23 protein-coding genes and 1 pseudogene are annotated in these 24,348 nt (G+C 60.2%); 11 read left to right on the forward strand and 13 right to left on the reverse strand.

Annotated features, from left to right (window positions below):
- Positions 1-31 precede the first annotated feature (31 nt).
- The 4 genes from JMY24_RS27835 to JMY24_RS27850 all read right to left on the reverse strand — a co-directional run bounded on the left by JMY24_RS27835 (position 32) and on the right by JMY24_RS27850 (position 3,602).
- Positions 32-1,327 (reverse strand): copper oxidase, encoded by a 1,296-nt coding sequence (locus JMY24_RS27835; protein ID WP_128597705.1) that lies wholly within the window; start codon positions 1,325-1,327, stop codon positions 32-34.
- Positions 1,328-1,329: 2 nt separating this feature from the next.
- Positions 1,330-2,832 (reverse strand): TolC family protein, encoded by a 1,503-nt coding sequence (locus tag JMY24_RS27840; RefSeq protein ID WP_128597706.1) that lies wholly within the window; start codon positions 2,830-2,832, stop codon positions 1,330-1,332.
- On the reverse strand, positions 2,829-3,122 hold the full coding sequence (locus JMY24_RS27845) for a hypothetical protein (RefSeq protein ID WP_201703298.1): 294 nt from the start codon (positions 3,120-3,122) through the stop codon (positions 2,829-2,831). Before JMY24_RS27845 ends, JMY24_RS27840 begins: the two co-directional genes overlap by 4 nt.
- Before the next feature lie 87 nt (positions 3,123-3,209).
- On the reverse strand, positions 3,210-3,602 hold the full coding sequence (locus tag JMY24_RS27850; protein ID WP_128597707.1) for a hypothetical protein: 393 nt from the start codon (positions 3,600-3,602) through the stop codon (positions 3,210-3,212).
- A 239-nt stretch (positions 3,603-3,841) separates the two neighbouring features.
- Between JMY24_RS27850 and JMY24_RS38535 the strand changes: the two are divergent.
- From JMY24_RS38535 to JMY24_RS27860, 3 genes and pseudogenes are all read left to right on the forward strand, one after another.
- Positions 3,842-4,041 (forward strand): annotated as a pseudogene (locus JMY24_RS38535) (YncE family protein); the annotation flags it as partial.
- A 20-nt stretch (positions 4,042-4,061) separates the two neighbouring features.
- A complete protein-coding gene (locus JMY24_RS27855) occupies positions 4,062-5,270 on the forward strand; it encodes a permease (protein WP_201703300.1) in 1,209 nt (402 codons plus the stop codon).
- A 181-nt stretch (positions 5,271-5,451) separates the two neighbouring features.
- A complete protein-coding gene (locus JMY24_RS27860) occupies positions 5,452-5,730 on the forward strand; it encodes a hypothetical protein (protein ID WP_164853787.1) in 279 nt (92 codons plus the stop codon).
- A gap of 179 nt (positions 5,731-5,909) precedes the next feature.
- Here JMY24_RS27860 and phoU read toward each other — a convergent pair whose 3' ends face one another.
- Together phoU and JMY24_RS27870 are read right to left on the reverse strand one after the other, a co-directional pair.
- The gene (gene phoU / locus JMY24_RS27865) at positions 5,910-6,617 is read right to left on the reverse strand and encodes a phosphate signaling complex protein PhoU (RefSeq protein WP_201703302.1); all 708 of its coding nucleotides are present in this window, start codon (positions 6,615-6,617) and stop codon (positions 5,910-5,912) included.
- Between the two features lie 164 nt (positions 6,618-6,781).
- A complete protein-coding gene (locus tag JMY24_RS27870; RefSeq protein ID WP_128597845.1) occupies positions 6,782-7,228 on the reverse strand; it encodes a hypothetical protein in 447 nt (148 codons plus the stop codon).
- Positions 7,229-7,742: 514 nt separating this feature from the next.
- Between JMY24_RS27870 and JMY24_RS27875 the strand changes: the two genes are divergently transcribed.
- Together JMY24_RS27875 and JMY24_RS27880 are read left to right on the forward strand one after the other, a co-directional pair.
- Positions 7,743-8,141, forward strand: coding sequence for a (R)-mandelonitrile lyase (locus JMY24_RS27875; protein ID WP_128597846.1), 399 nt, complete (start codon positions 7,743-7,745; stop codon positions 8,139-8,141).
- Positions 8,142-8,232: 91 nt separating this feature from the next.
- Entirely contained in the window at positions 8,233-8,931 is a 699-nt protein-coding gene (locus tag JMY24_RS27880; protein ID WP_341538026.1) for a carboxymuconolactone decarboxylase family protein, read from the forward strand.
- Between the two features lie 559 nt (positions 8,932-9,490).
- Here the strand turns inward: JMY24_RS27880 and JMY24_RS27885 are convergent.
- Both JMY24_RS27885 and JMY24_RS27890 read right to left on the reverse strand, forming a co-directional pair.
- Positions 9,491-10,168: a lysozyme inhibitor LprI family protein gene (locus JMY24_RS27885; protein WP_164853803.1), complete on the reverse strand. Its 678-nt coding sequence runs from the start codon at positions 10,166-10,168 to the stop codon at positions 9,491-9,493.
- An 80-nt stretch (positions 10,169-10,248) separates the two neighbouring features.
- Positions 10,249-10,587 carry a hypothetical protein gene (locus JMY24_RS27890; RefSeq protein ID WP_128597849.1) on the reverse strand — a complete coding sequence of 113 codons (339 nt, stop codon included), beginning with the start codon at positions 10,585-10,587 and terminating at the stop codon, positions 10,249-10,251.
- Between the two features lie 265 nt (positions 10,588-10,852).
- Between JMY24_RS27890 and JMY24_RS27895 the strand changes: the two genes are divergently transcribed.
- Together JMY24_RS27895 and JMY24_RS27900 are read left to right on the forward strand one after the other, a co-directional pair.
- Positions 10,853-11,164, forward strand: coding sequence for a hypothetical protein (locus JMY24_RS27895; RefSeq protein WP_128586205.1), 312 nt, complete (start codon positions 10,853-10,855; stop codon positions 11,162-11,164).
- Positions 11,165-11,253: 89 nt separating this feature from the next.
- Positions 11,254-11,502, forward strand: coding sequence for a hypothetical protein (locus JMY24_RS27900; protein WP_128597850.1), 249 nt, complete (start codon positions 11,254-11,256; stop codon positions 11,500-11,502).
- Between the two features lie 35 nt (positions 11,503-11,537).
- Here the strand turns inward: JMY24_RS27900 and JMY24_RS27905 are convergent, their stop codons facing one another.
- The 3 genes from JMY24_RS27905 to JMY24_RS27915 all read right to left on the reverse strand — a co-directional run bounded on the left by JMY24_RS27905 (position 11,538) and on the right by JMY24_RS27915 (position 15,828).
- Complete coding sequence (locus JMY24_RS27905; RefSeq protein WP_128597851.1) at positions 11,538-12,716, reverse strand: fumarylacetoacetate hydrolase family protein; 1,179 nt, start codon at positions 12,714-12,716, stop codon at positions 11,538-11,540.
- 80 nt (positions 12,717-12,796) lie between these two features.
- A complete protein-coding gene (locus JMY24_RS27910; protein ID WP_128597852.1) occupies positions 12,797-14,581 on the reverse strand; it encodes an IlvD/Edd family dehydratase in 1,785 nt (594 codons plus the stop codon).
- 191 nt (positions 14,582-14,772) lie between these two features.
- Positions 14,773-15,828: a LacI family DNA-binding transcriptional regulator gene (locus JMY24_RS27915; RefSeq protein WP_193425367.1), complete on the reverse strand. Its 1,056-nt coding sequence runs from the start codon at positions 15,826-15,828 to the stop codon at positions 14,773-14,775.
- Positions 15,829-16,082: 254 nt separating this feature from the next.
- On the opposite strand from JMY24_RS27915, the gene JMY24_RS27920 reads away from it, so the two are divergent.
- Entirely contained in the window at positions 16,083-17,435 is a 1,353-nt protein-coding gene (locus JMY24_RS27920) for an MFS transporter (protein WP_128597853.1), read from the forward strand.
- A gap of 130 nt (positions 17,436-17,565) precedes the next feature.
- Here the strand turns inward: JMY24_RS27920 and JMY24_RS27925 are convergent, their stop codons facing one another.
- Both JMY24_RS27925 and JMY24_RS27930 read right to left on the reverse strand, forming a co-directional pair.
- Positions 17,566-17,907, reverse strand: coding sequence for a hypothetical protein (locus tag JMY24_RS27925; RefSeq protein WP_128586209.1), 342 nt, complete (start codon positions 17,905-17,907; stop codon positions 17,566-17,568).
- Positions 17,908-18,301: 394 nt separating this feature from the next.
- Positions 18,302-19,087 (reverse strand): EAL domain-containing protein, encoded by a 786-nt coding sequence (locus JMY24_RS27930; protein ID WP_128597854.1) that lies wholly within the window; start codon positions 19,085-19,087, stop codon positions 18,302-18,304.
- 617 nt (positions 19,088-19,704) lie between these two features.
- Here JMY24_RS27930 and JMY24_RS27935 point away from each other — a divergent pair.
- The 3 genes from JMY24_RS27935 (at position 19,705) to JMY24_RS27945 (ending at position 24,270) form a co-directional block, all read left to right on the forward strand.
- Positions 19,705-21,915, forward strand: coding sequence for a putative bifunctional diguanylate cyclase/phosphodiesterase (locus JMY24_RS27935; protein WP_236597541.1), 2,211 nt, complete (start codon positions 19,705-19,707; stop codon positions 21,913-21,915).
- A 198-nt stretch (positions 21,916-22,113) separates the two neighbouring features.
- Entirely contained in the window at positions 22,114-23,682 is a 1,569-nt protein-coding gene (locus tag JMY24_RS27940; protein WP_128597856.1) for a sensor domain-containing diguanylate cyclase, read from the forward strand.
- 300 nt (positions 23,683-23,982) lie between these two features.
- Positions 23,983-24,270 (forward strand): hypothetical protein, encoded by a 288-nt coding sequence (locus tag JMY24_RS27945; protein ID WP_201703304.1) that lies wholly within the window; start codon positions 23,983-23,985, stop codon positions 24,268-24,270.
- The last annotated feature ends 78 nt before the right edge of the window (positions 24,271-24,348 follow it).

The raw sequence follows: 24,348 nt of genomic DNA on the forward strand, positions 1-24,348 counted from the left end.
CAGCCGGAGCCGGGTCCGGCTGTCCACCAAATCAGCCATCCGGCAGTTCACCGGTGTACTCGTACGCGACGGTCCCCTTCGGGTGTTTGAACCAGCCCGGGTCGCGGTAGTCGTTGCGGCCGAGCCCCTCGCGCACCTTCACGACAGTGAACATGCCGCCCATTTTCAGCGCGCCAAATGGCCCAGTGCCCGTCATCATCGGCAGCGTGTTGTCCGGCAGCGGCATCTCCATATCGCCCATCGAACCACCCGCGCTGCCCATTGCCATGTAGTCCGGTACAAGCTTGTTGATGCGTTTCGCGAGGTCCTTCTGCGGTACACCAATCAGGTTCGGAACCTGATGCCCCATCGCATTCATCGTGTGATGGGACTTGTGGCAGTGAAACGCCCAGTCACCGGGACGGTTTGCGGTGAACTCGATGGCGCGCATCTGTCCGACTGCGACGTCGGCCGTCACTTCAGGCCAGCGTGCGGCGGGAGGAATCCATCCACCGTCGGTTCCTGCGACCTCGAAGCTGTACCCGTGCAAATGGATGGGGTGATTGGTCATCGTCAGGTTGCCGAAGCGGATGCGAACTCGGTCTCCTGCTCGAACGGGGAGCGAATCTATGCCCGGAAAGACTCGCGCATTCCACGTCCACATGTTGAAGTCCGTCATTTCATTGACCCGCGGCGTGAAGCTGCCCGGGTCGATGTCATACGCGGACATCAGAAACACGAAGTCGCGGTCCACCGGCATGACGCCACGGTCCTTCGGGTGCACGATGAACGTGCCCATCATCCCCATGGCCATCTGCACCATCTCGTCGGCATGCGGGTGATACATGAAGGTGCCGTGCTTCTCGAGCTGGAACTCATAGACGAACGTCTTGCCAGGCGGGATGTGCGGCTGCGTGAGACCGCCGACGCCGTCCATTCCGGATGGCACCAGCATCCCGTGCCAGTGAACCGTGGTGTGTTCGGGCAGCCTGTTGGTCACGAAGATGCGGACCTTGTCGCCTTCGACAGCTTCGATGGTCGGGCCAGGCGCCTGGCCGTTGTATCCCCATAGATTCGCTTTCATGCCGGGAGCCATTTCGCGCACCACCGGCTCGGCAATCAGATGGAACTCCTTCCAGCCATTCTTCATCCGCCACGGCAGCGTCCAGCCGTTCAGCGTGGCGACGGGCGTATAAGGTCGGCCATTGGGCGGGACGAGCGGCGGCTGCGTAGCCGTTTTGTCCATAGTCGGCGCCTCTGGAAGCGAAGCGGCGCCAGCCTTGCTGACCAGCGCCGCGCCCAGGAGTGCAGCGCCCGAGCCGCCGAGAAAATTTCGACGTGAAACCATGTTCATTTACCTTCTGAATTCGTCGGCGACACCGGCTGGGTCGCGGGAGCAGGCAACGGCGAAACCTGCGCCGCGGCCGGTTGGGCTTGCATCGCGGGAGCGGACGTTGCGCCGTGTGGTGCGCCCGGGGCTTGCGACATGGCAAGCGGAGGCAGACGGCCACCGAGCGACTGTTGCAGGTCAGTCTCCGCAAGCCAGTAGTCTTTCAGCGCGTCGATGTATCCGTTGACGGCTGCCACCTGGTCCCGCGAATCCGCAAGCAGCTCAAACACGCTTGCGAGCATGCCGTTGTAGCGAAGCAGCATTTCGTCTGAGATGGTTTTGCGTATGGGCACGACCTCGTCGCGGTAGTGCTTCGCAACGTCGTAGCTCGTCACGTAGCCGGAGTACGACTCGCGTACTTCGGAGCGGGCGTCAATCGCTGTCTGGGCAAGCCGGTTTGCCGATTGCATATAGATGGACTCGGCGCGTGCGACCTTCGCGCTGCCCCAGTCGAAGATAGGAATCTCGACGCTGATTTCGTACCCGCGCTCATGTCCCTTATCGGTCTCAAAGTTGTCGAGATAGCCAACATCGAGCGCGTTGATGAATCGGGTGGCCTTGCTGAGTCCCAAAGACGTTGCGACGCTTTGTGTCTTTAGCTTCGCCGCCTGAATGTCCAGGCGGTTCTGCATCGCAAAGCTTTCGAGGTCGTTCAGTTGCGGCCTGTCCTTCGGCAGGTCGGGCAGGCGCTCCGGCAGCCTGTATTGCGTTCCGGAGCCCCACAGGCCCATCGTGCGCGTCAGCTTCTCCCGGGCCATGACCGATTGCTGCCGGGCCTTGGCCAACTGTGCGGCCGATTCCGCGTAAAAGGCCTGCTCGCGCGCATAGTCGAGCTTGCTGAAATTGCCTGCCTGGCGCATGCGCAAGGCGAGTTCTGCCCCAGCCTCGGCGGAGTCCTTGACCTGAGCGGCGTAAAGAGCCGCCTGCTCCGCGGCCACGGCATTCACGTAGGCCTTTCGCGCGTCGGCAGCCGTAGCGAGCATGGCGTTGGCTGTCTCAAGCTTCGTCTGTTCAAACCGTCGGCTCTCCATGCGCGTCGCCAAGGGTAATGTGAGCACGGCCAGCACACCCATTGAAAACGTGCGACTGATGCCGAACCCGTCGCTCCAGTGCGTTCTGCTAAAGGTGAAAGCGGGATTTGGCAGGCGGCCCGCCTGCACGAGGTAAGCCTCGGAAATACCGAGCTCGCCGTAGGAGGCCTGAAGTCCGCGGTTGTTCAGCAGCGCCACCTGGACCGCGTCGTCCATGCTGAGCGGCTTCGACAGAAGCTCCTGTGTGCGCTTGAACGCAGCGTCGCGGTCTTCGTCGGTTTTGACGAAGAGCGCATCCTTGCCAAGCCGCTCGGAAGCAGTCGTCGATACGGCGTTGAATCCGCCGTCCTTCGAAAACGTCGTGCAGCCGGCCAGGAATATGGCCGCGATGGCAATGGATGCCACGCGGCTCGGGGCGAGATATCGAATCATTTTGACTCGCCTCCGTGCTCGTGACCGCTCATCCCGTCTGATGTCAGCTCTGGCTGCTGACCATGTTTCGTCCCGGTCACGCCTCGGCTCGACGCAACAGCACGGTTCAGTTGTTGCCAGCTAGGCGCTTCGCCGTCCTGCCAGGACTTGTAACCGTCGAACGCAGATTGCACGGTGATGGCCGGAACCGATGCCGCTGTATCCGTTGGATCGGGAACGGCAGTCGCAGCGTGCGCGAGCAACGGCAATACTGCGCCCGCGCCCAGGAGCGCCGCAGAAATTGTTCGCATGAATTTTTCTCGTCGTGAATCATCCAGCGTCCCTGACGGGCGCTGGAAAAATTTGCAGGTCGCAGCGAATAGCTGCGCGTGCGCGATTTAGACGAGAATGGGCCGGGGCGGCCGTTCGATGCCGCTGGTCAGGAACAACACGACACCGGCGTTGGGAGGCAATGGGGCGGAGAATTGAGTCTGGTCAGCTGATGCGGAAACAGCACGCGTGACCGGTAGCGCTGCACCGACACAGCACGACGCACACGTCAGGCACGCGTGAACATGGTGCCCGCCGTTATGGTCGTGGTTCTGGTGGTCATCGCTGGCGGCGACAACAGCATGTGCGTCCGCCAGCTCAGCTTGATGGAATTGTTCGGCGGTCGCTTCGTCATCCACCGCTTCCCACGGAGCGCAAGTCATCGAGACGGCCGCAAACGACTGAACCGGAAGGCTCAGTGCAAGCAGCACGACAAGAAAGAGTTTGCGCCAGTAGGACATGGGGGCAGAGTCTAGCACGGGGTTAAGACTTCTGTAATCCTGCAGAAGTGTCCGTCTGTAACGGCAAAGCGGCTAGACGGCGGTCGCTCTGCTCGAGCGCGCGAGTTTGCGGATAATCGATACGTTCGTCAACGCAGCCGCCGCGTCGTTCTCTCGCGCCAGCGACGTCGTTCCTGTTGACATTGCCACCGTGGGAAGGCGCAAGCTGTACAAGTTCTAACGGGCAGAAAATGGAATTCAACGTTGGGACGATTACGGGCCTACTACCAGGTCCACATGACATGGAACTGACGCCGGACGAACGAGACCTCTGGGTCACCTTCCGTTTCGCGCGCTACGTCGGCGTTATCGATATGACAACGCTGAAGCCGGTCAACGCTATCAAGGTTGGCAAATCCCGCACGGAATTTACTTTTCTAGCCATGCGCCGCTTGGCTAGAAACGCCAAAGGAGGTTGCGATGGAGATAGTCACCGCGGTCGGTCATGCGCTTTGGATGGCCTTCACGATGCTGTGGCAGATTTTTTGGGGGCTGAGCCTGGGCTTTCTGTTCTCCGCCGTGATTGAAGTTGTCGTCTCCAAGTCGGAGATGTCGAAGCTCCTGCCCGACGCGTCGCCGCGCTCGCTGACGGTCGCCAGCCTGCTTGGAGCAGCGTCCTCCTCCTGTTCTTACGCCGCAGTTGCCATGGCTCGCTCTATCGTGCGCAAGGGCGGTGACTTCACCTCCGCGATGGCGTTCCAGTTCGCAGCGACGAATCTCGTGCTCGAACTCGGCGTGCTGATGTGGGTGTTGATTTCCTGGCAGTTCGCTGCGGCTGAGTTCATCGGCGGCCCAATCATGATTGTTGTTCTCGTACTGCTCTTCCGGTTTTTTCTGAGTGACTCTCTGAAGAGCGAAGCTATCGAGCAGGCGAACAAGGGTATCGCAGGCAGCATGGAAGGTCATGCGGCCATGTCGATGGGCGAGCAACACGGGACCTGGAAACAACGTCTCATATCGAGAGACGGATGGATTGCAATCAGCCACAGCTATGTGATGAACTGGGCCATGCTGTGGCGCGACATAGCGATTGGCTTGCTTGTCGCTGGGGCGCTCGGAGCGTGGGTGCCCGACAGCTTCTGGCAAAAATTTTTCCTTGTCAGTCATCCAACGGCGGCGATGATTTGGGGTGCATTCGTGGGTCCGCTGATTGCGGTTGCGTCGTTCACCTGTTCCGTTGGCAATGTGCCGCTCGCCGCAGTGCTCTGGAACGGTGGTATCAGTTTTGGCGGTGTCGCTTCTTTCATCTTTGGCGACCTCATCATCCTTCCTATCCTCAACATCTATCGCAAGTACTACGGCGGCAGGATGACCTTGTTTCTCGCCGTTACTTTCTACCTGTCTATGGTCGCTGCCGCGCTAGCGGTCGAAGCTCTGTTTCAGATACTTGGTTGGGTACCGAAGGAACGGCATACGGCAGTCGTCGACGCCGCCATCAGCTTCAATTACACGGCCGTTCTCAACATTGTCTTTGGCGCCGTATTCATCGCGCTGACCGTCCTGTTTCTCAGAACTGGTGGTCCAAAGATGATGCAAATGATGAAGAGTGGTGAGCACGACCATGGCGCACCCGGCCATATGGGCTCGCATAAGCATGCGCACCCTGAGCACCCTGGCCACTCCGAGTAGTCGTATCCAAAAAGAGATTCGAGATGAGAGACTTTTCTGTGGAGCGCGCCGCGCGCGTTTGCGCGGGTCTGGCACTGGCAGTTGCGACGTTTCCCGCTAGCGCGAAGCAGCGTGCTTCGATGCCGGGTATGAGCACATCCAACTCGGCCGATAGCGGGTCAGCCCGGCGCGGAGAAATGCCATGAACCAGGCGGAATATGAAGGTGCAATCGATCGGTTGATTGCAGCGGCAGAACTGGTGGTGTCTGGTGCGTCGAAAGAGCAGAGACTGGATGCTCTCGGGATGCTGGCGTTCTTCCGACTCCGACGCACACGCATCGGCGAGCAGGGCCTTCCACAAATATCGGACGAGGACCTCTTTAGGGAAACCGCGACCGCGGCACTCGCGATGGCGGGGCGTAAGGAGCTTCTCGCGGCATCCGCGCTTCTCGACCAAGCGCGGATGCTTGTTGAGGGCTAGCTAGTCTCCAGCGGTTGTTACAGCCCGGGCGGTTCTTTGGTCTCTCGCTCTGCAGCCCTTGTCTCTGAGGACATGACGCATGTAACTTATAAAAAATTTGCACCTTCTCACTATTGCAGATAGTGGGCGCCTTTGTGGAACCAAGCTCGTGTCGGTGTGCTGTGGGCTTGGCAGCCTGGTTATTCGCTGAAGGCTTCGTGTTCGAGTTGTTCGCGAGAAACATGGCGCACGTCCTTGCCCTTGACGACGTAGATGATGATTTCCGCTATGTTCGTCGCATGGTCGCCAATGCGTTCAATGGCCTTCGCGATGAAAAGGTAGTCCAGCGCAATGGCGACCACTCGCGGGTCGTCCATCATGATAGTCACCAACTTCTGTATGACAGCACGAAATTGTTCATCGATCGCGTCATCGTCGCGGACGATTTGTGCGGCGGAAGCTGTATCGAGGCGCGCTAACGCATCAAGCGTACGGCGGAGAATAGCTATGGCCATCTCACCGGATAGCGCGATTTCCGTGATATTGATGGCCTGTGCATTGCGGTCTTCTGCAATCCGTCGAGTCCGCTTCGCGACCTTCCGCGCTTCGTCCCCAGCACGCTCGAGGTTCGTCACGGTCTTCGAAATGGCCATCAGCAGACGCAGGTCGCGTGCAGCCGGCTGGTACCGCGCGATGATGTTGATGCACTCTTCATCGACTTCCGCTTCGAGGGCATTGAGTCGACGCTCGTCCATGTTGATTCTGTCGACCAGGTCCAAATCGAGGTGGTTCAGCGCCTGCATCGCATTGATGAGTTGCGATTCGACGATGCCGCCCATTTCGAAAACCTTGGACAATATCCCGTTGATGTCAGCGTCGAATCGACTGGAAAGATGGTTATCGGGCATCGGAACTCCTGTCAGCCGACTAGCTGCATTTTAGTTGCCCCTCGGTTTCATGACCACTGCAGCACGTAAGGAACGGTGGCGGAAGCTCCACGAAAAGTGCGCAGGCATCCGGCGCAGCGGTGAAACGCGGGCTGCAGGGGCGGCCCGCTCGGAGCGTGGTAAAGCTACGACTTTGCTGGTCGACCGGTTTTGACGGTTTCGACCGCGGAAACAGCTGCCAGCAAACTCTCTGCGGTGGGAGCCGAGTCCAGTAAAAGCAGCCCAGCGCGAAGAAGCTCACTCTTGCTCACCGAGACGCCTGCGTCGAGACACTTCCGTTTCAGCGCTGCGATTTTCTCGTAGTCGGGCTTCGGCATCGTGAAGCTGTCGCGCACGACCTTCTCCTTCTTCGCGCGTTTCGCTTTCACTTCTGTTCCTGGACTGACCTGTGCGGTTTCAACGGGTTTCGCACGCTTCTGTTTGTCGGCCTTAGTCGGGGCCGGCTGGGCATCTCGTGCGGCAGCCGCGCTCTTTTCATCCGCCGGCTTCTCATCGGCTTTTGCATGGCCGTTGGCATTCTTCGGAAAGTGAAAGGCCTTCTTCGTCGGTTTCGCCACGCTGGGTTGACTCATGACTATCTCCGGACTGGTAAACGGTATAAACAGTATATACCGTTATCTTCAAACTGCCAGACTGCATTGGAGATGCCACCCTCATACCCGGACCACCGAGTTGTCCACACAATCTGTGCCTAAGGCTGTGGACAATTCCCGGGCAAGCGGGACAAGTAGCTGAAAAGAATGATTTTGTGCGGTGCGCGCCGAACATGCGCATTTCGCAGTTCATCTGTGCCGGGCACCAAGCAGTGGAGTAAGCGCACCCGTGGTCGGCAGAACGGTGCAAGACAGAAAGTACAACGTCCCGTACGACCGCGCAGATTGGCCGGCTCATGGCGTCTTTCCAGCGAAATTTCTTGCAGACCGGGGCGAGCCACCAAGACCACCCCATGGTTGCAGTCGTCCATCGATTAATGCACCACAGCATAAGACCATGCCAGTTTTGCCAGCTAGTCGCATGAATGGCGAGGCGCTAGATTACGGCTAGCCGCATGACGCATGCATCGAAAAACTTGATGGGAAAAATGTTATGGAACTGAAACGCGCGGGCTCGCAGCCCTCTATGAAAGGTCCCGAAGAATGGATCACGGGCACGGTGCGGATCGACCCGCTGAACGCTCCGCCTCCTCCGGCGCGAGTGTCCTGTGCAAGCGTCACTTTCGAGCCCGGCGCGCGCACTGCATGGCACACGCACCCGCTCGGCCAGACGCTGCTTGTGACGGCCGGCTGCGGCTGGACCCAATGCGAAGGCGAAACGCGCGCCGAGATCCGCGCGGGCGACGTCATCTGGTGCCCGCCAGGCCACAAGCACTGGCACGGCGCGACATCGACGACTTCGATGACGCACATCGCCATTCAGGAAGCGCTCGACGGCAAGAACATCAACTGGCTCGAACATGTCACCGATGAGCAATACAGCAACCCGTAACAACAGAATCCGCCAACTGTCACAGCACATTGCCGCGGCAGGTCTCGCGACTCTTGCTTCCGGCTGCGCTCATACGCAAAGGACTCAAACCATGCAACCGCCGTCCCTCGCCGACTTGAAGTCGGTTTCTCCCGCCTTCGAGCGCTATACGACGCAGACTGTGCTCGACGGTCTGTGGAAGCGTCCGCAACTTTCGCCGCGTGACCGAAGCATCGTGACGCTTTCGGTGTTGATCGCTCGTAGCCAGACTGTCGAGATGCCGTTTCATTTCAGGCTTGCGCTCGATAACGGCGTGAAGCCCGCTGAAATTTCGGAGATGATTGCGCACCTCGCCTTCTATTCGGGGTGGGCCAATGCAACCGCCGCTTCGGGCGTCGCCAAGCACATCTTCGATGAACGCGGCATCGGTCCTGATCAGATCCCGCCCGCCGATGTGACGCTGCTGCCTTTGAATCAGGCCGCCGAGAACCAACGCGCGCAGATGGTCGGAGAAAACTTCGGCGCGCTCGCGCCTGGCGTGGTCGAGTACACGACCGATGTACTGTTCCGCGATCTCTGGCTTCGTCCAGGCCTCGCGCCGCGGGACCGCAGCCTGGTGACGGTTAGCGCGCTCGTCGCAAACGGTCACGTGGCACAGATCCCCTATCACCTGAACCGAGCGATGGACAATGGGCTGAGCCAACATGAAGCGTCCGAAGTGCTGACGCAATTGGCGTTCTACGCGGGATGGCCGAACGTCTTTTCGGCGATGCCGGTGTTCAAGGACGTGTTTTCAAAGCGTCCGGCATGAGGCAGCGGTGCAGCGCGTGATCCACATTGAACGGTTCTGACCGGTGAGTGCCGACTGGACGACAGTTCAACGGCGCGCCATTTCGCGTCCCTGCTTGCGCTGCCGGTGACGCTGAAGGACTCTACCAAGACGCACTCGTTTCTGAAAAAATGACGGCCGCTGGCGATCCAGGCGATTCGCGTCAATGCTGTCCGGCGTTCAGTAGCATCCAGATCTGTTTCGTCGGCGGACCGGCGAGGATTCGCGCAAACACACCGCGACAACGAAGGCACGTGTAGTGTTCCTCGGCTCGCGCATCTTTAACGGCGCCCGCGCCGTTGAGCGTAAGGTCTTGATGCGGGGGTTCGGTCGCCGGCATCCCGTAGAGGTCGGCGCACCGTGCACAGGGTTGAATCCAAAGGTCCATTTGTCAGTTGTCGGTGATTTTCGAGGAGTCGCGCGGGCCGCCCATGCTCGTGGCAAAGGCTGTTCTCGCCTTGAGAAGGCGAGGCTGCGCATCCGCAAGCTTACTCGGGTGTCGAGGCGCGCGGCTTCATGACGGTTTCCTGGCGACGGTTTCTCAGTGACGCTTCGGCGAGCCACCACTTCGCTTGCGGCGGATGACGAAGGCGCCAAGTGCTGCCGCAATCAGGACGAGCACCGTCAGTGCTGTTGCTAACCCTGTCGCACTCCGAGGTTCGTGAGCGCCAGTGGCAACCGCAGCGGCCGCCGGCGACGACGCCTGGCTGGCGACAGGTTGCGGGAGCGCTACGCCGGCCGCGCTGCCTTGACGCACCAGAGATGCCTCGGATGTCGGCGATGCCTGCGATGCCTGCGATGCCTGCGACGCAGGTAAAGTACCTCCGGCCGGCGGGAAAGCACCTGCATCAGATGCAGGTCCGACCGGAGCAAAATCCGTTGACGAAGCCACAACGGGAGCAGCCACGGCGTTCGCCGCAATGGACTTCACCATCGTTTTCCATTGCGCGAACACTGTGTCGATGCAGTGCACGTCGGTGCAAGCGTTCCGCACTTGCCGCCATTGCGCGAGTTGCCCGGATGATAGCTTCCCGCTGCTGAGCAGCGCTTGCTGCTGAGCGGCGATATCGTCGTACTCGTTATTCAGAATGGCGTGGTCGCATATGACGCGCTCTGCCGGCTGCCGGGTTGCAGCGCATTGGATGTCACTCGCCCACGCTCGCGTCGAACCGATGGCTGCCACGAACAGCAGCAGGCCGAAATACTGTCTCAAACGCACCAAACCTCCTTTAGCCAATCAGGCGCATGACGCCATTGAAACGATAACAAAGCGTTCCAGCTCGATGGCAATGAGCAACGTCATTCGGTCGAAAACACCACAGCCGCCATGCCGTCCACCTCGGTGAAGCTGCGTGCGAAGCGATACGTTTGACCGTCGATTTGCATGAGATTCACCCCTGAAGAAGTCGACTCGAGCATCTCATTGGCAAGCGCCGTGGATATCGCGCCGATCTGCTTGAGTTCTTCGCGCGGGCCCTCAGGATTACCCAGATAAACGGTGCAGAGCTCGTTCGTGTGCCGGATCATGACGACGCTGCTAGCTCCGTCAAGAGACCGTTCCAGGTATCCAGCCAGTGTCTGGAGCGCTTCCGGTTCCTGCGCTGACCGGTTGCCCAACAGGTTGTCATCGTTCGTCACTTTTTGCCTCCCTTGCCCGATTGGCCATGTGACCGTCTTGCGCCTTCTTTCCTGTTGCCATCATGGCACATCGGCGGGGGAAAGTTGTGGCGCCGTGACATTACATTGCAACAAGCTTCTGCGACGTGTGCCGGCAGTGACGATCTGCGCGTAATGCCGTGTTACCAATCTCGCACAGCCGTTGCACCTGTGTCTGGCGGCGTCTCCTACACTTCGAGCCATGTTCACCGACACGGCACGCAACGCGTGCAAGGGAGTAGCGAAAATGAATAAGAAGATTTTCGGCGTAGTACTCGGTCTGACTGCATTGGCAGCGTCAACGGCCGCGTCGGCTCACGTCGACATCGGCGTTGGGATTGGCATCCCGGTCGGAGTGTATGCGCCGGCGGAACCGGTGTACGCACCGCCGCCTCCTGTCGTGTATGCTCCCGCCCCTGTCGCCGTCGCATACGGGGACTATGACGGCTGGCGTGCGCGTGAATGGCGTGAGCGTCGCGAATGGCGTGAACGTGAATGGCGCCGCCACGAATGGCGTGCGCACGAATGGCGCGAGCGCCATGATTGGCGCGGTTATTGAAACGGCGGAAACGACGGAAACGACGGAAACGGCGGAAACGGCGCCCGAAGGCGCCCGATCCAGAACATCCAACCTGTGAGTATCTTCGAATGAAAGCTAGCCCGATAAGAATCGCCCTCATTGCAACCACGCTGATCTTCGCGACGGCAGGCACGGCAAACGCCGCGGGCTGCCTCAAGGGTGCGGTAGTGGGCGGCGTCGCTGGGCATTACGCGGGACACCATGCGGTCGTCGGCGCGGTCGGCGGCTGCATGGTTGGCAGGCACCTCGCCAAACAGCACGCCCAACAACAGGCCCAACAACAGTCCGCGCAACGTCACGCCACCCAGGCGCAATAACACGTCGTCGGCTTCGTGCGCCCGCGCGAAGCCGCTTAAAGCGCGCCCCGGGAAGCCAGATTGCGATAAAGCGCGCGCACACCGAAAGTCCATGGCGCGATCTCCGTGCTCAATCGCACGGTATTGATTAGCGCACCGAGTTCCGGTGTCGAAATGGTCACCTTGTCGCCGAGGTGATGCGTGAAGCCGCCGCCCTTCGTGTCGCGGTCCTTGATCGGGGAGAACATCGTGCCGAGGAACAGCATGAAACCGTCCGGATACTGGTGATGACGTCCCCATGTCTGCGCGACGAGGTCAGCCGGATCCCGACTGATTTCGCTCATGTGGCTGACACCTTCCAGGACGAAGCCATCGTCCGCACCTTCCACGCGCAGGGAAACACTGGCCTTGCGAACGGAGTCGAGGTCAAACGAGTCGTCGAACAGACGCACGAAAGGACCAATGGAGCATGACGCGTTGTTGTCCTTGCATTTGCCCAGCAGCAAAGCCGAGCGCCCTTCTATGTCGCGCAGATTGACGTCGTTGCCTAGTGTCGCGCCGACAACCTCGCCACGGCTGTTCACCGCAAGGACGATTTCAGGCTCCGGGTTGTTCCACTTCGACGCCGCCAGCAGGCCGACATCCGCCGCGAAACCCACTGCGGACATCGGCTGCGACTTCGAGAAAACTTCGGCGTCGGGCCCAATGCCCACTTCCATGTACTGGGACCATGCGCCGCGTCGTTCGAGTTCTGCCTTGAGTTTCATCGCTGCTTCCGAACCCGGCTTGATTTTCGACAGGTCGGTGCCGATGGTGGCGGCGATGGTTCCTCGAACCTCTTCGGCTTTAGCAGGGTCTCCGCCCGCCTGCTCTTCAATCACCCGCTCGATCAGGCTAACTGCAAACGTGACGCCACACGCCTTGATTGCCTGAACGTCGTTCGGTGCAAGCAACCGGGGCGCGTGCTCTTGCACTGCGCCCAGGTTTGCTTCGACCAGTTTCTCAACCGAGCCAAGCGCCTCACCTGCAACCGTCCGGGCAAACTGAGCGACGTCTTCACGGTCGAACAGGTCGGCAGTTGTCGGCACACTCGCGGTTATATCCAGCACCTCGCCGTTGCGGACTACTACGACCGACGGCCCTTCGTAGGCGGCCGTTTTGCGCCAGACGCGACCGACAAGCAGCGCGCGCTGCAAATCGTCAGGCAGATAGCTGGTGGGGTTTTGTGAAGTCATAATGAGGGTTGTCTCCGGTTCACACAGGCAGATCGAGTCGGCCGGACTGGCATCACCAATTGAATGCCAGCGCTGCCGGTTTAGTGGGAATGTCGCGGATTGCCGCGTTCTGCTATGACTTTCAGATAGAGCGTTGCGGGCTCGAGGCATCCGCCAGTGGATAACTGACCGACAGTCTGTCGATATAGCTCTTGCCACGGTGTCTGCGCCGGCGGAATCGCGAAGCTCACCGTCTCACGACGGCGTGCAAGCTCGTCTTCATCGACCAGCACGTTCACAGTCCGCGTATTCAGATCGACGCGGATTCGATCACCCGTTTGCAGAAGAGCGAGCCCACCGCCAATAGCCGCCTCCGGCGACATGTTCAGAATCGACGGGCTTGCCGACGTTCCGCTTTGCCGGCCGTCGCCCATGGTGGGCAGCGACGTTATACCTTGACGCACAAGCTCGGCAGGAGGAGCCATGTTGACGACCTCGGCACTGCCTGGGTAGCCCACGGTGCCCGCACCGCGAATGACCAGAATGCAATGCTGGTCGATGTTGAGCGACGGATCATTGATGCGGGAGTGATAGTCCTCGGGCCCGTCGAATACGATTGCCCTTGTTTCAAAGGTGTTTTCTGCACCGGGTTCGCTCAGATACGTGTTTCTGAATGCCTCACCGACCACGGACATCTTCATGATGGCGCTGTCGAAAAAGTTTCCGGACAGCACGATGAATCCAGCGCCGTGCTTCAACGGCTCGTCGGTCGTCTTGATGACCTCGCGGTCGGGTTGAGCCGCATTGTCAGCGATAGCGCCGATGACCTCGCCCGACACGGTCAAGCAGTCACGATGCACAAGCCCAGCGCGGTCAAGCTCGCGCAGCACCGCCGGAACACCACCTGCGCGATGGAAGCTCTCGCCCAGATACTCGCCGGCCGGCATGCAATTCACGATGAGCGGCACCTTTTCGCCGACACGCTGCCAGTCGTCGAGGCTCAACTCGACGCCCATATGACGAGCAATCGCGATGAGGTGCGGCGGGCAATTGGTCGATGCGCCGAGCGCCGAAGCCACGACAATCGCGTTCTCAAACGCCGCCTTCGTCATAATTTTCGACGGCCGCACGTCGTCTCGCACAAGATCGACGACACGCTTGCCGGTCGCATACGCCATCTGTCCTCGCTCCCTGTACGCTGCCGGAATGCTCGCACAACCCGGAAGCGACATACCCAGCGCCTCGGCGAGACTGTTCATCGACAACGCGGTTCCCATCGTATTGCAATGCCCAATGGACGGAGACGACGCGGTAACGAGTTCCATGAACCCCTCGTAGTCGATCTCGCCCGCCGCGAGCAGATTGCGCGCGTGCCAGATGACCGTTCCCGAACCCACTCGCTTGCCTTGATGCCAACCGTCCAGCATCGGACCGCCTGACAACACGATGGCCGGCATATCGACCGTTGCGGCGGCCATCAGGCAGGCGGGCGTCGTCTTGTCACAGCCTGTTGTCAGCACGACGCCATCCAGAGGAAATCCATGCAGGATTTCAACAAGCCCGAGATATGCGAGATTGCGGTCAAGTGCGGCGGTGGGACGGCGGCTCTGTTCCGCGAGCGGGTGAACCGGAAACTCCATTGGAATGCCGCCTGCGTCCCGAATGCCGGCCTTGGTGCGCGCCGCGAGTTCAATATGGTGACGGTTACAAGGCGCCAGGTCGCTGCCCGTCTGCGCAATACCGATGATGGGCCGCCCGGACTGCAGCTCCTCCCGCGTGAGGCCATAGTTCATGAAGCGCTCTACGTAAAGCGCGGTCATGTCCGCGTTGGCAGGGTCGTCAAACCATTCCTGGCTGCGCAAGCGCCTGGCATTGAGCTGAGTCATGCGTTGTACTCCGTCGTGTCCATGTCGTGGCGATGTGGTGCAATCTGTTAGCGACTATCGCCATTGCTGCGACAGCGTTAGCGCCTTCGGGGCGCTCGCTGCGGTTTCCGTGCAGACAGATCCGGTGAATCTGTTATCGGTAACATCCATTGATGTTATCACGCTGCGCAGATGCTGTGCACCAGGAAAGGTTACGCGCTTTCGCGCGAAATCACCGTGTAATCGATAGTGAACTTACGGCGCTCGGGTACCGCGCGCGGTGTGGCCGACGCGACCGACGACAGCAATAGCTGCCCCGCGCGTGAGCCGATACCGTAGGCGTCGACCGACACGGTCGTAATCGTCGGGTTACAGCAGATGGATACTTCGAAATTACCGAAGCCCGCCACTGCAATATCTGCGGGAACGCGAAGTCCGCGACGGTGGCATTGCATGATGGCGCCAAACGCCGACATGTCACTCACGCACATGACAGCATTGGTATCGGGCCATCGTTCGAGAAGAGCATCGAGCGCGGGAGCGCCGTGACTCATGGTGATGGGCGATTCGCCAAAGCGAATCACCCGGGGCTCGCCGAGCCCTTGTGCTTTCATCTCGTGCTGGTAGCCCTTCAGGCGTTCGAGACCGCGCCGATCGAGGTCACTCGCGCCGGCCAGAAAACCGATCTTCCGGTAACCGCGGTCATTGAGATATCGCACCATCTCACGCGCTGCCCGGGCGTTCGAAAAGCCGACCGCCATGTCGATCGGATTGGCTGGCAGGTCCCACATTTCCACCACGGGGATGCGCGAGCGCTCAAGTACTTGCCGGGTTCCTTCAGTATGCTGCGACCCGGTCAGCGCGATGCAGCGAGGCTGATATCTGAGCATCGAGCGAACCAGTCGCTCTTCGCGAGCGAGGTCGTAGTCGGTATCTCCCAGAAGGATTTGCAGCCCATGAGGCTCCAGCGCGGCGGATAGCCCACGCACGGTATCCGAGAAGTTCGAACTCGCGAGAGACGGGACAAGCACGGCGACGAATTCCGACTTCCCGGACGAGAGCGCGCCTGCCGCGGCGTCGGCCACGTAGCCGAGGTCGTCGATTGCCTGCTGCACGCGCTCCCGAGTTGCTGGCGCCACGCTGTGCCCCGCCAGTACGCGAGACACCGTCATTTTCGAAACGCCCGCGATACGCGCAACGTCCGACATGCGAGGTGGACCGGCATGCGGGTCGCTGACGATACGGTCGTTGATGCGGATATTGCCCATCGATCTCTGGGTGGTTTGCTTTCATGAGCGAGTCGGCGCGAACGTGGCATAACCGACTTGCAACGACTCAGCATGATACGGCAGTCGGTATAGCGCGCCTAGGTAGATTCCCCTGGCTTGCCGTTGGAGCGTGCATCATGCTACCTTCGTTACCGATAACATTTTCCCGTGCGGGAAAGTTTTGCCTGCCGATGTTATCGGTAACAGCGAGCCGGGCATTTCTCGCAGAGGACATACCAAAAGGAGACAGTCCCATGCCAACCCTTACTCAGGCAGCGGCGGCGCCCGCCGCAGCCAGCGAGGTCGAAGAACAGTTGTACCGGAAGGTATTGAAGCGCATCCTGCCGCTGCTGCTTCTATGCTACGTGGTCGCGTACCTCGACCGTGTCAATGTGGGATTTGCGAAACTGCAGATGCTCGATGCACTTGGTTTTAGCGACAGCGTTTACGCCGTGGGCGCCAGCATCTTCTTCTGGGGGTATTTCCTCTTTGAAATGCCCAGCAATCTTCTTCTTCACAAATACGGTGCGCGGTTCTGGATTGCACGCATTATGGTGACGTGGGGCATCGTGTCCTCGTCACTGGCATTCATCTCCCCTCTTTCGCATTTCTTCCATGTCCAGACCTCGACGATGTTCTACATTCTCCGGTTCCTGCTGGGAGTGTGCGAGGCCGGGTTCTTCCCTGGGGTCATCCTGTATATGAATTACTGGTTCCCCGCCAGGCGCCAAAGCGTGGCCATGTCGGGGTTCCTGATTGCTATCCCGGTCAGCCTGACGCTTGGTGGCGTCATCTCGGGCTGGTTGATGGAAAACACGCACGGTCTGCTCGGCATGGGAGGCTGGCAATGGATGCTCCTGCTAGAGGGCATTCCTTCCATTCTGGTCGCTTTCGTCGTGCTTTTCCGCATGGGGAACGGGATTCAATCGGCGACCTGGCTGACGGCTTCTGAGAAAGCTCTGCTGCAAAGGAATCTTGAACAGGAAAGCTCCAGGAAGACCCACAGCGTTGCAGCTGCGCTGAAGAGCCCGCGTGTCTGGTTGTTGACCTTTATTCTTCTCACGTTCAACACTGGCTTCTACGGCTTAGCCTTCTGGCTGCCTTCTATCATCAAGGCTTCTGGTGTGAAGAGCACTTTGAACATCGGCCTGTTGACCGCTATTCCGTACCTCAGCGCGGTTGTGGCGATGATCTTGAACGCCTGGCACTCGCGCAAGACCGGCGAGCGCAGATTGCACGCGGCTATTCCTGCCTTTATTGGCGGCGTCGGCCTGATCCTGAGTGCGGCGTTCGCGAACAACGTTGCACTGTCGATTGTGTTTCTGACTATTGCCACGTGTGCGATTCTTGGTCTGATGCCGATTTACTGGACGTTCCCCGGACAGATTCTTTCGGGCACTGCCGCTGCTGCCGGCATTGCACTCATCAATTCCGTTGGAAACCTGTCTGGCTTCACCGGTTCGATGATTACCAGCGTAGCGAAAGACCTGACCGGCAATATCAACAATGGCACTTATGCCCTTGGCGCGTGCTTGCTCGTCAGTTGCATCCTTATTCTGTCGATTCCGCGAAGTATGCTGAACAAGGATTCAGTCGAGCGCGCGTGAGGAAATCGTAGCGAGTGCGGTTGCGAACAAATTGACGCAGTTCACCGCGAGCGGCCCACCATACGGTGGGCCGCTGTTCTTCTGCAAGGCGTCAGAGCCACGAACCTGCGCGGGCGACGCTAAAGGCCGCTCACTGCGCGCTGGAGGCTGCCGTATCGGACGCGCCCTTGGCCTGCGCGCCCTTTTGCGGCTTGCGGGTAGGCGCCATTGTCGAATGGGAACCCTTTGACGAGGACTTTGCTCCCCCGCTCCCACCCGCATTGGGCGCACTCATCCCTCCACCACCTTGGCCCGCCCCGTTCGCGCCACCTACGCTAGATCCGCCTGCCCCTACACTGGTGCCCCCGGTGCCGCCACCGCTGCCGCCACCGTCACCGCCACTCCCGCCGCCACCCGCGCCCTGCGCGAACGCGGTGCCGATAGAAGCTGCCACCAGTACTGAACAGAGCATTGCTTTCTTCATTGCTTCCATGATTACCTCCCTGAGTATCGCGAACGTCCGAACCAGTCTTCAGATCGGCGCTCCTTTCATGCACGTGAGATAGCGCCGTCGGTACAACCCCGACATTGCGCGTCGTCGACCCATTGGCCGCGGTGGTACTTTCAATGACCCGGCATGCACCACGTCGCATGGGCCGTAAGCGATACGCAACCGCTATGCCCGCCATGGAAAGCGGTGCAGTGGCGCCGGAGTTGAGGCGGGCATGTGCATCGTGGAGAGAAGCGCCCGAGGTCTGCAAGTCGTTTGTGAGCGAGGCGCGGGCGTGTCGCATCGAAAAAGCAACTGGGAGGTCGGCGCAGGTACGCCGCTTGCGGACGCTAGCTAATAGGGTGGCGCGGCAACGTCGGGCTGAGTTGCATCACCGCTACCTTAGATATGCGGTCTCATCGACTGTCGGAATAGATCTGAAGCCCGGTTTTGCGAAGAAATAACCTTGCATGAGACTGACGCCATGGGCGATGAAAAAGTCACGCTCTCCCCTGGTTTCGATGCCCTCCGCGACCACGCGAATGCCTAAATCCTCACATATCGACAGGACGCCTCGCACAATGCGCTGACGCACGTGATCAGTATCGATGCCGCGTAAAAGGCCCATGTCGAGCTTGATGATGTCAGGCTGGAAATCGACCAACAACGAGAGTCCCGAATAACCGGCTCCGAAATCATCTATTGCCGTCAGGAAGCCGAACTCCTTGTACGTCCGGAAAATGTCGACGAGATGAGTGCGATCAGTCAAATGCTCACCTTCCACCGTCTCGAAGATGATTCTCTCGATGGGAAAGCCATGGGTTCGCGCTGCATCAAGGGTGCTCCTGATGCAGACCTCTGGCTTATAGACCGCGTTGGGCATGAAATTGATGGACAGAAATGCGTCGAGACCCAGCGCGGCCGCACTGGCAATGGCGACCTGCCGGCAGTGCTGGTCAAACTGATATTTGTTTGCATCGTCGACTTGCGACAGCACCGAATAGGCAGATTCGCCATTTGGACCGCGCACGAGCGCCTCGCACGCGAACATAGTGCTGGCGCTTACGTCTACGATGGGCTGAAAAGCGAACTCGATCTCGATGGGCGGGCGCGTTGTGTCCCGGCACCCCGAACATTTTTGCGGCTGCTCGGCCGCGTGGTCGTGAATCTTGAAAGAGGTCATTTCGTATTTACCGTCATTGTCTGCTTCGGCGTCGAGCCGATAACGCCAAAAGGGACTGCATCTCGCCGCTCGGCGTTGAGCTTCGCTCGTTCGCTTATCCGCACGGCTTCCGACTCGTTGTTCATTCTCAACCCATGCACGCATTCATGCATCTTATCGGCGGCCGGTTACGGATCTGTAGAGCGGCGTTTCAACAAAGCTGGGGCACCTCGACAGGCCCGGCAAGTTGCCAGGATACTCGCCTCCGGTTGCGCGCTACAACCGGCACAACGGCACGCGCTCAACGCGCCCCGACGAAGAACCGCCCGTTCCCCGCCGCGCCGCCATTAAAGATTCGTCCAAATGGACCGTAATAGTAAAGACGTAGTGACACGCGGCGTTCGAGCGGTCGCGCGAACAGGTAGTCGGAGAACAGCGTGAGATTCAAAGCGCCATGGCGCCCTAAACATTCCAATTTCGATCGGTCGGGGGGCGATGCTCACGCAAGCGCCACTAGCTCGTCGGCCCGCAACCAGCAGTTCCTTTCTTATTTTCTTGGTCAGTACGGTCAACGCAGCACTTTACCGCTAGCAAGTCTCCTCATTGCTGTCGCCGCTGGTGTCGGCATAGGAACGCTGGTGCATCGCGCCGCCAGTGAAGCGGCGACTACCTTGCGTCTTGCATTGGCACTGGCCGCAGGCGTCGCCGGGCTCGTGGCTATTGGTCGAAAGCTGGCTTCTGACCACGCCCGGCAGCGCGCCGCCATTGCACTGGCGAGCGGGCTTCTGAACGCGAATCGCGACTGCCTGAAGGTGCTCGATACCGATGCAAAAATGCTGCGTGTGTCGGAGCATGGGGCCGCGTTGATGGAAGCGGACTCTCCAGAACAACTCGCCGGCGCGGACTGGCTCAATTTCTGGAGCGGCGACGAGCGCACAGCAGCCGAGCACGCCTGGCGCGCTGCTCTTGCGGGAACGAGCACGTCTTTCACTGGAAGTTGCCCTACGACCAAGGGACGCACCAAATGGTGGAATTCGACGCTCTCACCCGTTACTGGTGAGAACGGCGCAGTGGTCGCGCTTCTGTGTGCTTCAGAAGACGTCACTCAGCAGTGCGAGTTGCTAAAAGCACTCCGCGAGCGGAATCAGCTCATGCATGAGATGGAGTCGCATGTTCGGCTCGTGTTCTACTCATACAGCGCGCATTTCGAACACTTTCATCATGTGAGTGCGGGCGTTGAGCCCGTGTTCGGCATTAAGGCTCACGAGCTCATCACGAGGCCCTCGGCGTGGCTCGATCTGGTATTGCCTGAGGACCTGGAGCCGTTGCTGGCGGAGATGCATCGCATCGCGTCTGAAGGGGTCGAAGGCCGCTCTGAATACCGCATCCGGCGCCCCGATGGTTGCCTGCGTTGGATCAGAAGCACGGCCTATCCGGTCCGCGATGAGTCCGGAAACGTGGTGCGCATTATCGGCGTTAGCGAGGACATCACGTCGGAACAGGAACGCCTCGCGGCGCTCGACCGTTTAGCCCACACCGATGGACTTACCGGTCTCGCTAACCGTAGCGCCCTCGTTCGGCGGATGAAAACACTTTGCACGCAGAACGTTCCGTTCGGTCTCATGTTTATCGACCTGGACCGATTCAAGGTGCTTAACGATACGTTGGGCCATACGGCCGCCGACCGTCTGTTGCAGGACATCGCGAATACCATTCAGCAGGCACTGCCTTCCGACGCATGCATTGCGCGCCTCGGAGGAGACGAGTTCGCAGTCATCATCAGCGGCGAGACTGACAAGGTTGCGTTAGCAACGTTGGCGCAGTCTCTTCTCAACGTCTTTTCGTGCGACGTTCGGAAAGACAACGCTACGCCATTCGTCACGGCATCTATCGGCATCTCTCTCTTTCCTGAGCATGGCCGGGACCACGAGGCGCTCCTCACGAGCGCGGACATCGCAATGTATGCGGCAAAAAAGGGTGGCCGCAACGGCTTCCGCTTTGCCGACAAAGCGTCGAGCGATGTACTTGGCGATTTCGAACTGGAGCGCAGCCTGCCTATGGCGCTTGCGTCCGAGCAGTTCGTCCTTCATTTCCAGGGCATTCATGAGCCGGCTTCATTGGCGGTGAAAGGCGTTGAAGCACTTGTCCGGTGGAATCATCCAACGCGAGGAATGGTCGGACCGGGAAGTTTCATCCCCATACTGGAAGAAAGCGGATTCATCGTTGAAGTCGGGGCTTGGGTCATGGATGCAGCCCTCGCGCAACTGGCAATCTGGCGCGCTGCCGGACGAAGGGGGCTTTGCATGTCGGTGAATGTGTCAGCGCGTCAACTCAGGGACGACACGATAGTCGCCGTGGTCGACCACGCGCTGCGCAAGCATGCATTGCCGCCACGTTGTCTCGAGATCGAGTTGACCGAAAGCGCATTGATGGAAAACCCGTCGCTTGCGCAGCAAACGCTCATGGCGCTCAAGCGCCTCGGCGTGCGCATCGCCATTGACGATTTTGGAACCGGTTACTCCAGCCTGCGCTACCTTGCCGATTTCTCGCCCGATACGGTGAAGATCGACCGCTCGTTTACGGCGGGGCTGGGTCGCGACACAGCCACCGCGTCGATTATCCGGGGCATCATTCAGATGTCGCACGAACTAGGCATGCAAGTGACGGCCGAGGGTGTCGAAACGGAGCAGCAGCTACGCACGCTGCGCGACGCAAGCTGCGACCACGTCCAGGGGTATTTCCTGACGAAGCCGATGGATGCGGAACACCTTGTGGACGCCTGTCGTTCACTCGTGATGCGTCACGGCCCAAGCTCCGTATCGTTGTTCGCGACGCAACGCAGCGACTAACCGTGGCAACTCGTTGCGTAGCCGATGACGAGAGCTACTCGTCAACGCAACTTCGACGGGAACGAGTCAGACCACTTTACGTTTGCAAGCCCAAAGAGCCGCGAGCGCGGCCCTCGGGCAATTCCCCATAAAGAACCGCTGTCCCCCGCCGTTAAGACAGGGAATGCAGCTCCGCCCCGCACTGACCCCAGCGGCACCATGGCAGTAAATCTTTCCGTTTCAAAGTCGATTCTCGCGACTCCGCCCGAACTTGGCGCAGCCGTATCGCCGTCTATCCGTGCCCGGCTATTGTCGACGCTTTTCGACAACAGGTGGCCTCTGCTGATGTCAGTGGTTGCCAGCGCTTTCGTCGCCGCGGTGGCCTACACGCGCCTGCATCAGCCGTGGGCGATTCTCTGGCTGCTCGCGGATGCGTGGGTTTTGCTAGGACGCCTGAGCATCATCCACGCGTACACATCGCATAACCGGAACAACCCGCTCAATCCGCGTCCGTGGGCCGCGGCGTACGCTCCGTTGTGCCTCGCTACGAGCCTCATGCTCGGACTGGGGACGATGGGATGCGTCGGCACCGCCGACACCACTCTGGCATCGCTCGCCATCATGGTCGCATCGGGAATTCTCGGGGGAGTCGCATCGAGGAACGCTGCGGTACCGCGCCTCGCGATCGCTCAGATATGCCTCGTGTCGATACCAATCGGGTTGGGCGCCCTGCTCTCGCCTATCGACGGTTCGTGGGTTCTCGTGCCCCCTCTGCTGCTCTACGTCGGCGCCATGATGTCTATCGTGCAGCGCCATTACAGGGGGCTCGTCGCCCTGATGATCGCGGAGCAGAATCATGCCGAACTCGCAGTTCGCTTCGATGCCGCGCTCACTCACATGCCGCATGGGCTTTGCACCATCGACCGGTCGGGAAAGGTGGCCATTGCGAATAGCCGCACCGCCCAGTTGTTCGGCGCGACGCTCGACACGCTGAAACTGAACGTGCCGCTACCGGAGTTCATCGGCCATCTCGCCTTTGCACACTTCGGCGAACGGCTGCGTCAGCAGTTCACGGAAAAATGCACCGCGTGGCTGCATGAAAAACGGCGCCCTCTCGCACTGGCGCTGCCCAACGGCCGCCAGCTGGAATTGACACGAAATCCTGTCCCGGACGGCAGCGCCGTCGTGATTATCGAAGATGTGACCGAGCGCAGGCACAGCGAAGCCAAAGTGCTGTATCTCGCTCGCCACGACTCGCTTACCGGACTTGCAAACCGGCGCGAGCTGCGCGAGCGTCTTGAGAAGATTCTTTCGAGCGCGCGCCGCGGCAGCGATACGCGGACCGCCGTGCTGTACATGGACCTGGACGGCTTCAAGCAGGTCAACGACAGGCACGGCCACACCGCCGGCGACGAAGTTCTGGAAACAGTCGCGACGCGCCTTACGCAAACTCTGCGGCATGGCGAATTTGCCGCGCGCCTCGGCGGTGACGAGTTTGCCGTGATCGTCGAGAACGCTGCGCTGCACCCGGTCGTTGCGATCGCGCAGCGCGTGATCCGTGAAATAGCGAAGCCGTATGCGCTAACGGCGGGCGGCACCATCGTTATCGGCACGAGCATTGGCATTGCGCTGGCGGAGACGCAAGAACCCGTCGACGACCTGATCAGGCGCGCCGACGAGGCAATGTACAACGCAAAAAAGGCGGGCAAAGGCACCTACCGAATTTCGAGCGCGGATTGCGAGCCGGAACCGGACGCAGATCGGGATGCGAGCGTCGATACGGCGTGAGCGCGCACGACGCGTAGATACTGACTCGCGTGATGGTCCCGCCCATTTTCACGGAGACTAATGCCGCCCGTGTAAGACCTGGCGTCCGCAGCGCTCGCACCTCCGCAATCCGCATGCCGCTGTGCGGGCGCAACGTGCCGGGGCCTGCCTGCCGTGCCCGTGCGGCGTGCAATCAAAACGGAGTATTTCCCCCTGATTGACCCACCCTCCGGGCTGGGCTATGAATTCGATATGCATATCCGGCGATGCACATGCGTACCGCCGTGCGCTATCGCCACATTCAGACGGAGGGAAGCCGTCATGTCCACGAGACTCGTCGCAATCGCAGCATTGGCGCTCGCGTTCGCAGGGACAGGACATGCGCAGGGCGGCACCGCGGGCTCAGGGACCAGCCGCCCCCGCGCGGACACAAGCTCGGCGGGCGGCGCGAAGCCACCAGCGCCAGCTTCCGCGCCGGCAACCGGCAGCACGTCGCTGCCGGTCGGCTCGGGCATTATCGTTGCCCCAGACGAAGGCGCCCGGCCGCCGCGTCCCGAGGCATCGCCCGGCACGCCCGCCAATCCAAGCGGCCTGAAGAAGCCCGATTGAGCCGAGGCCGGTCAGCGGACGCAGTCAGAGGGCAAAATCAGCTGACGACCGGCGGCGGGCCATACCGCCGCGAACGGG

Source organism: Paraburkholderia kirstenboschensis (assembly GCF_904848585.1).
Taxonomy (GTDB): Bacteria; Pseudomonadota; Gammaproteobacteria; order Burkholderiales; family Burkholderiaceae; genus Paraburkholderia; species Paraburkholderia kirstenboschensis.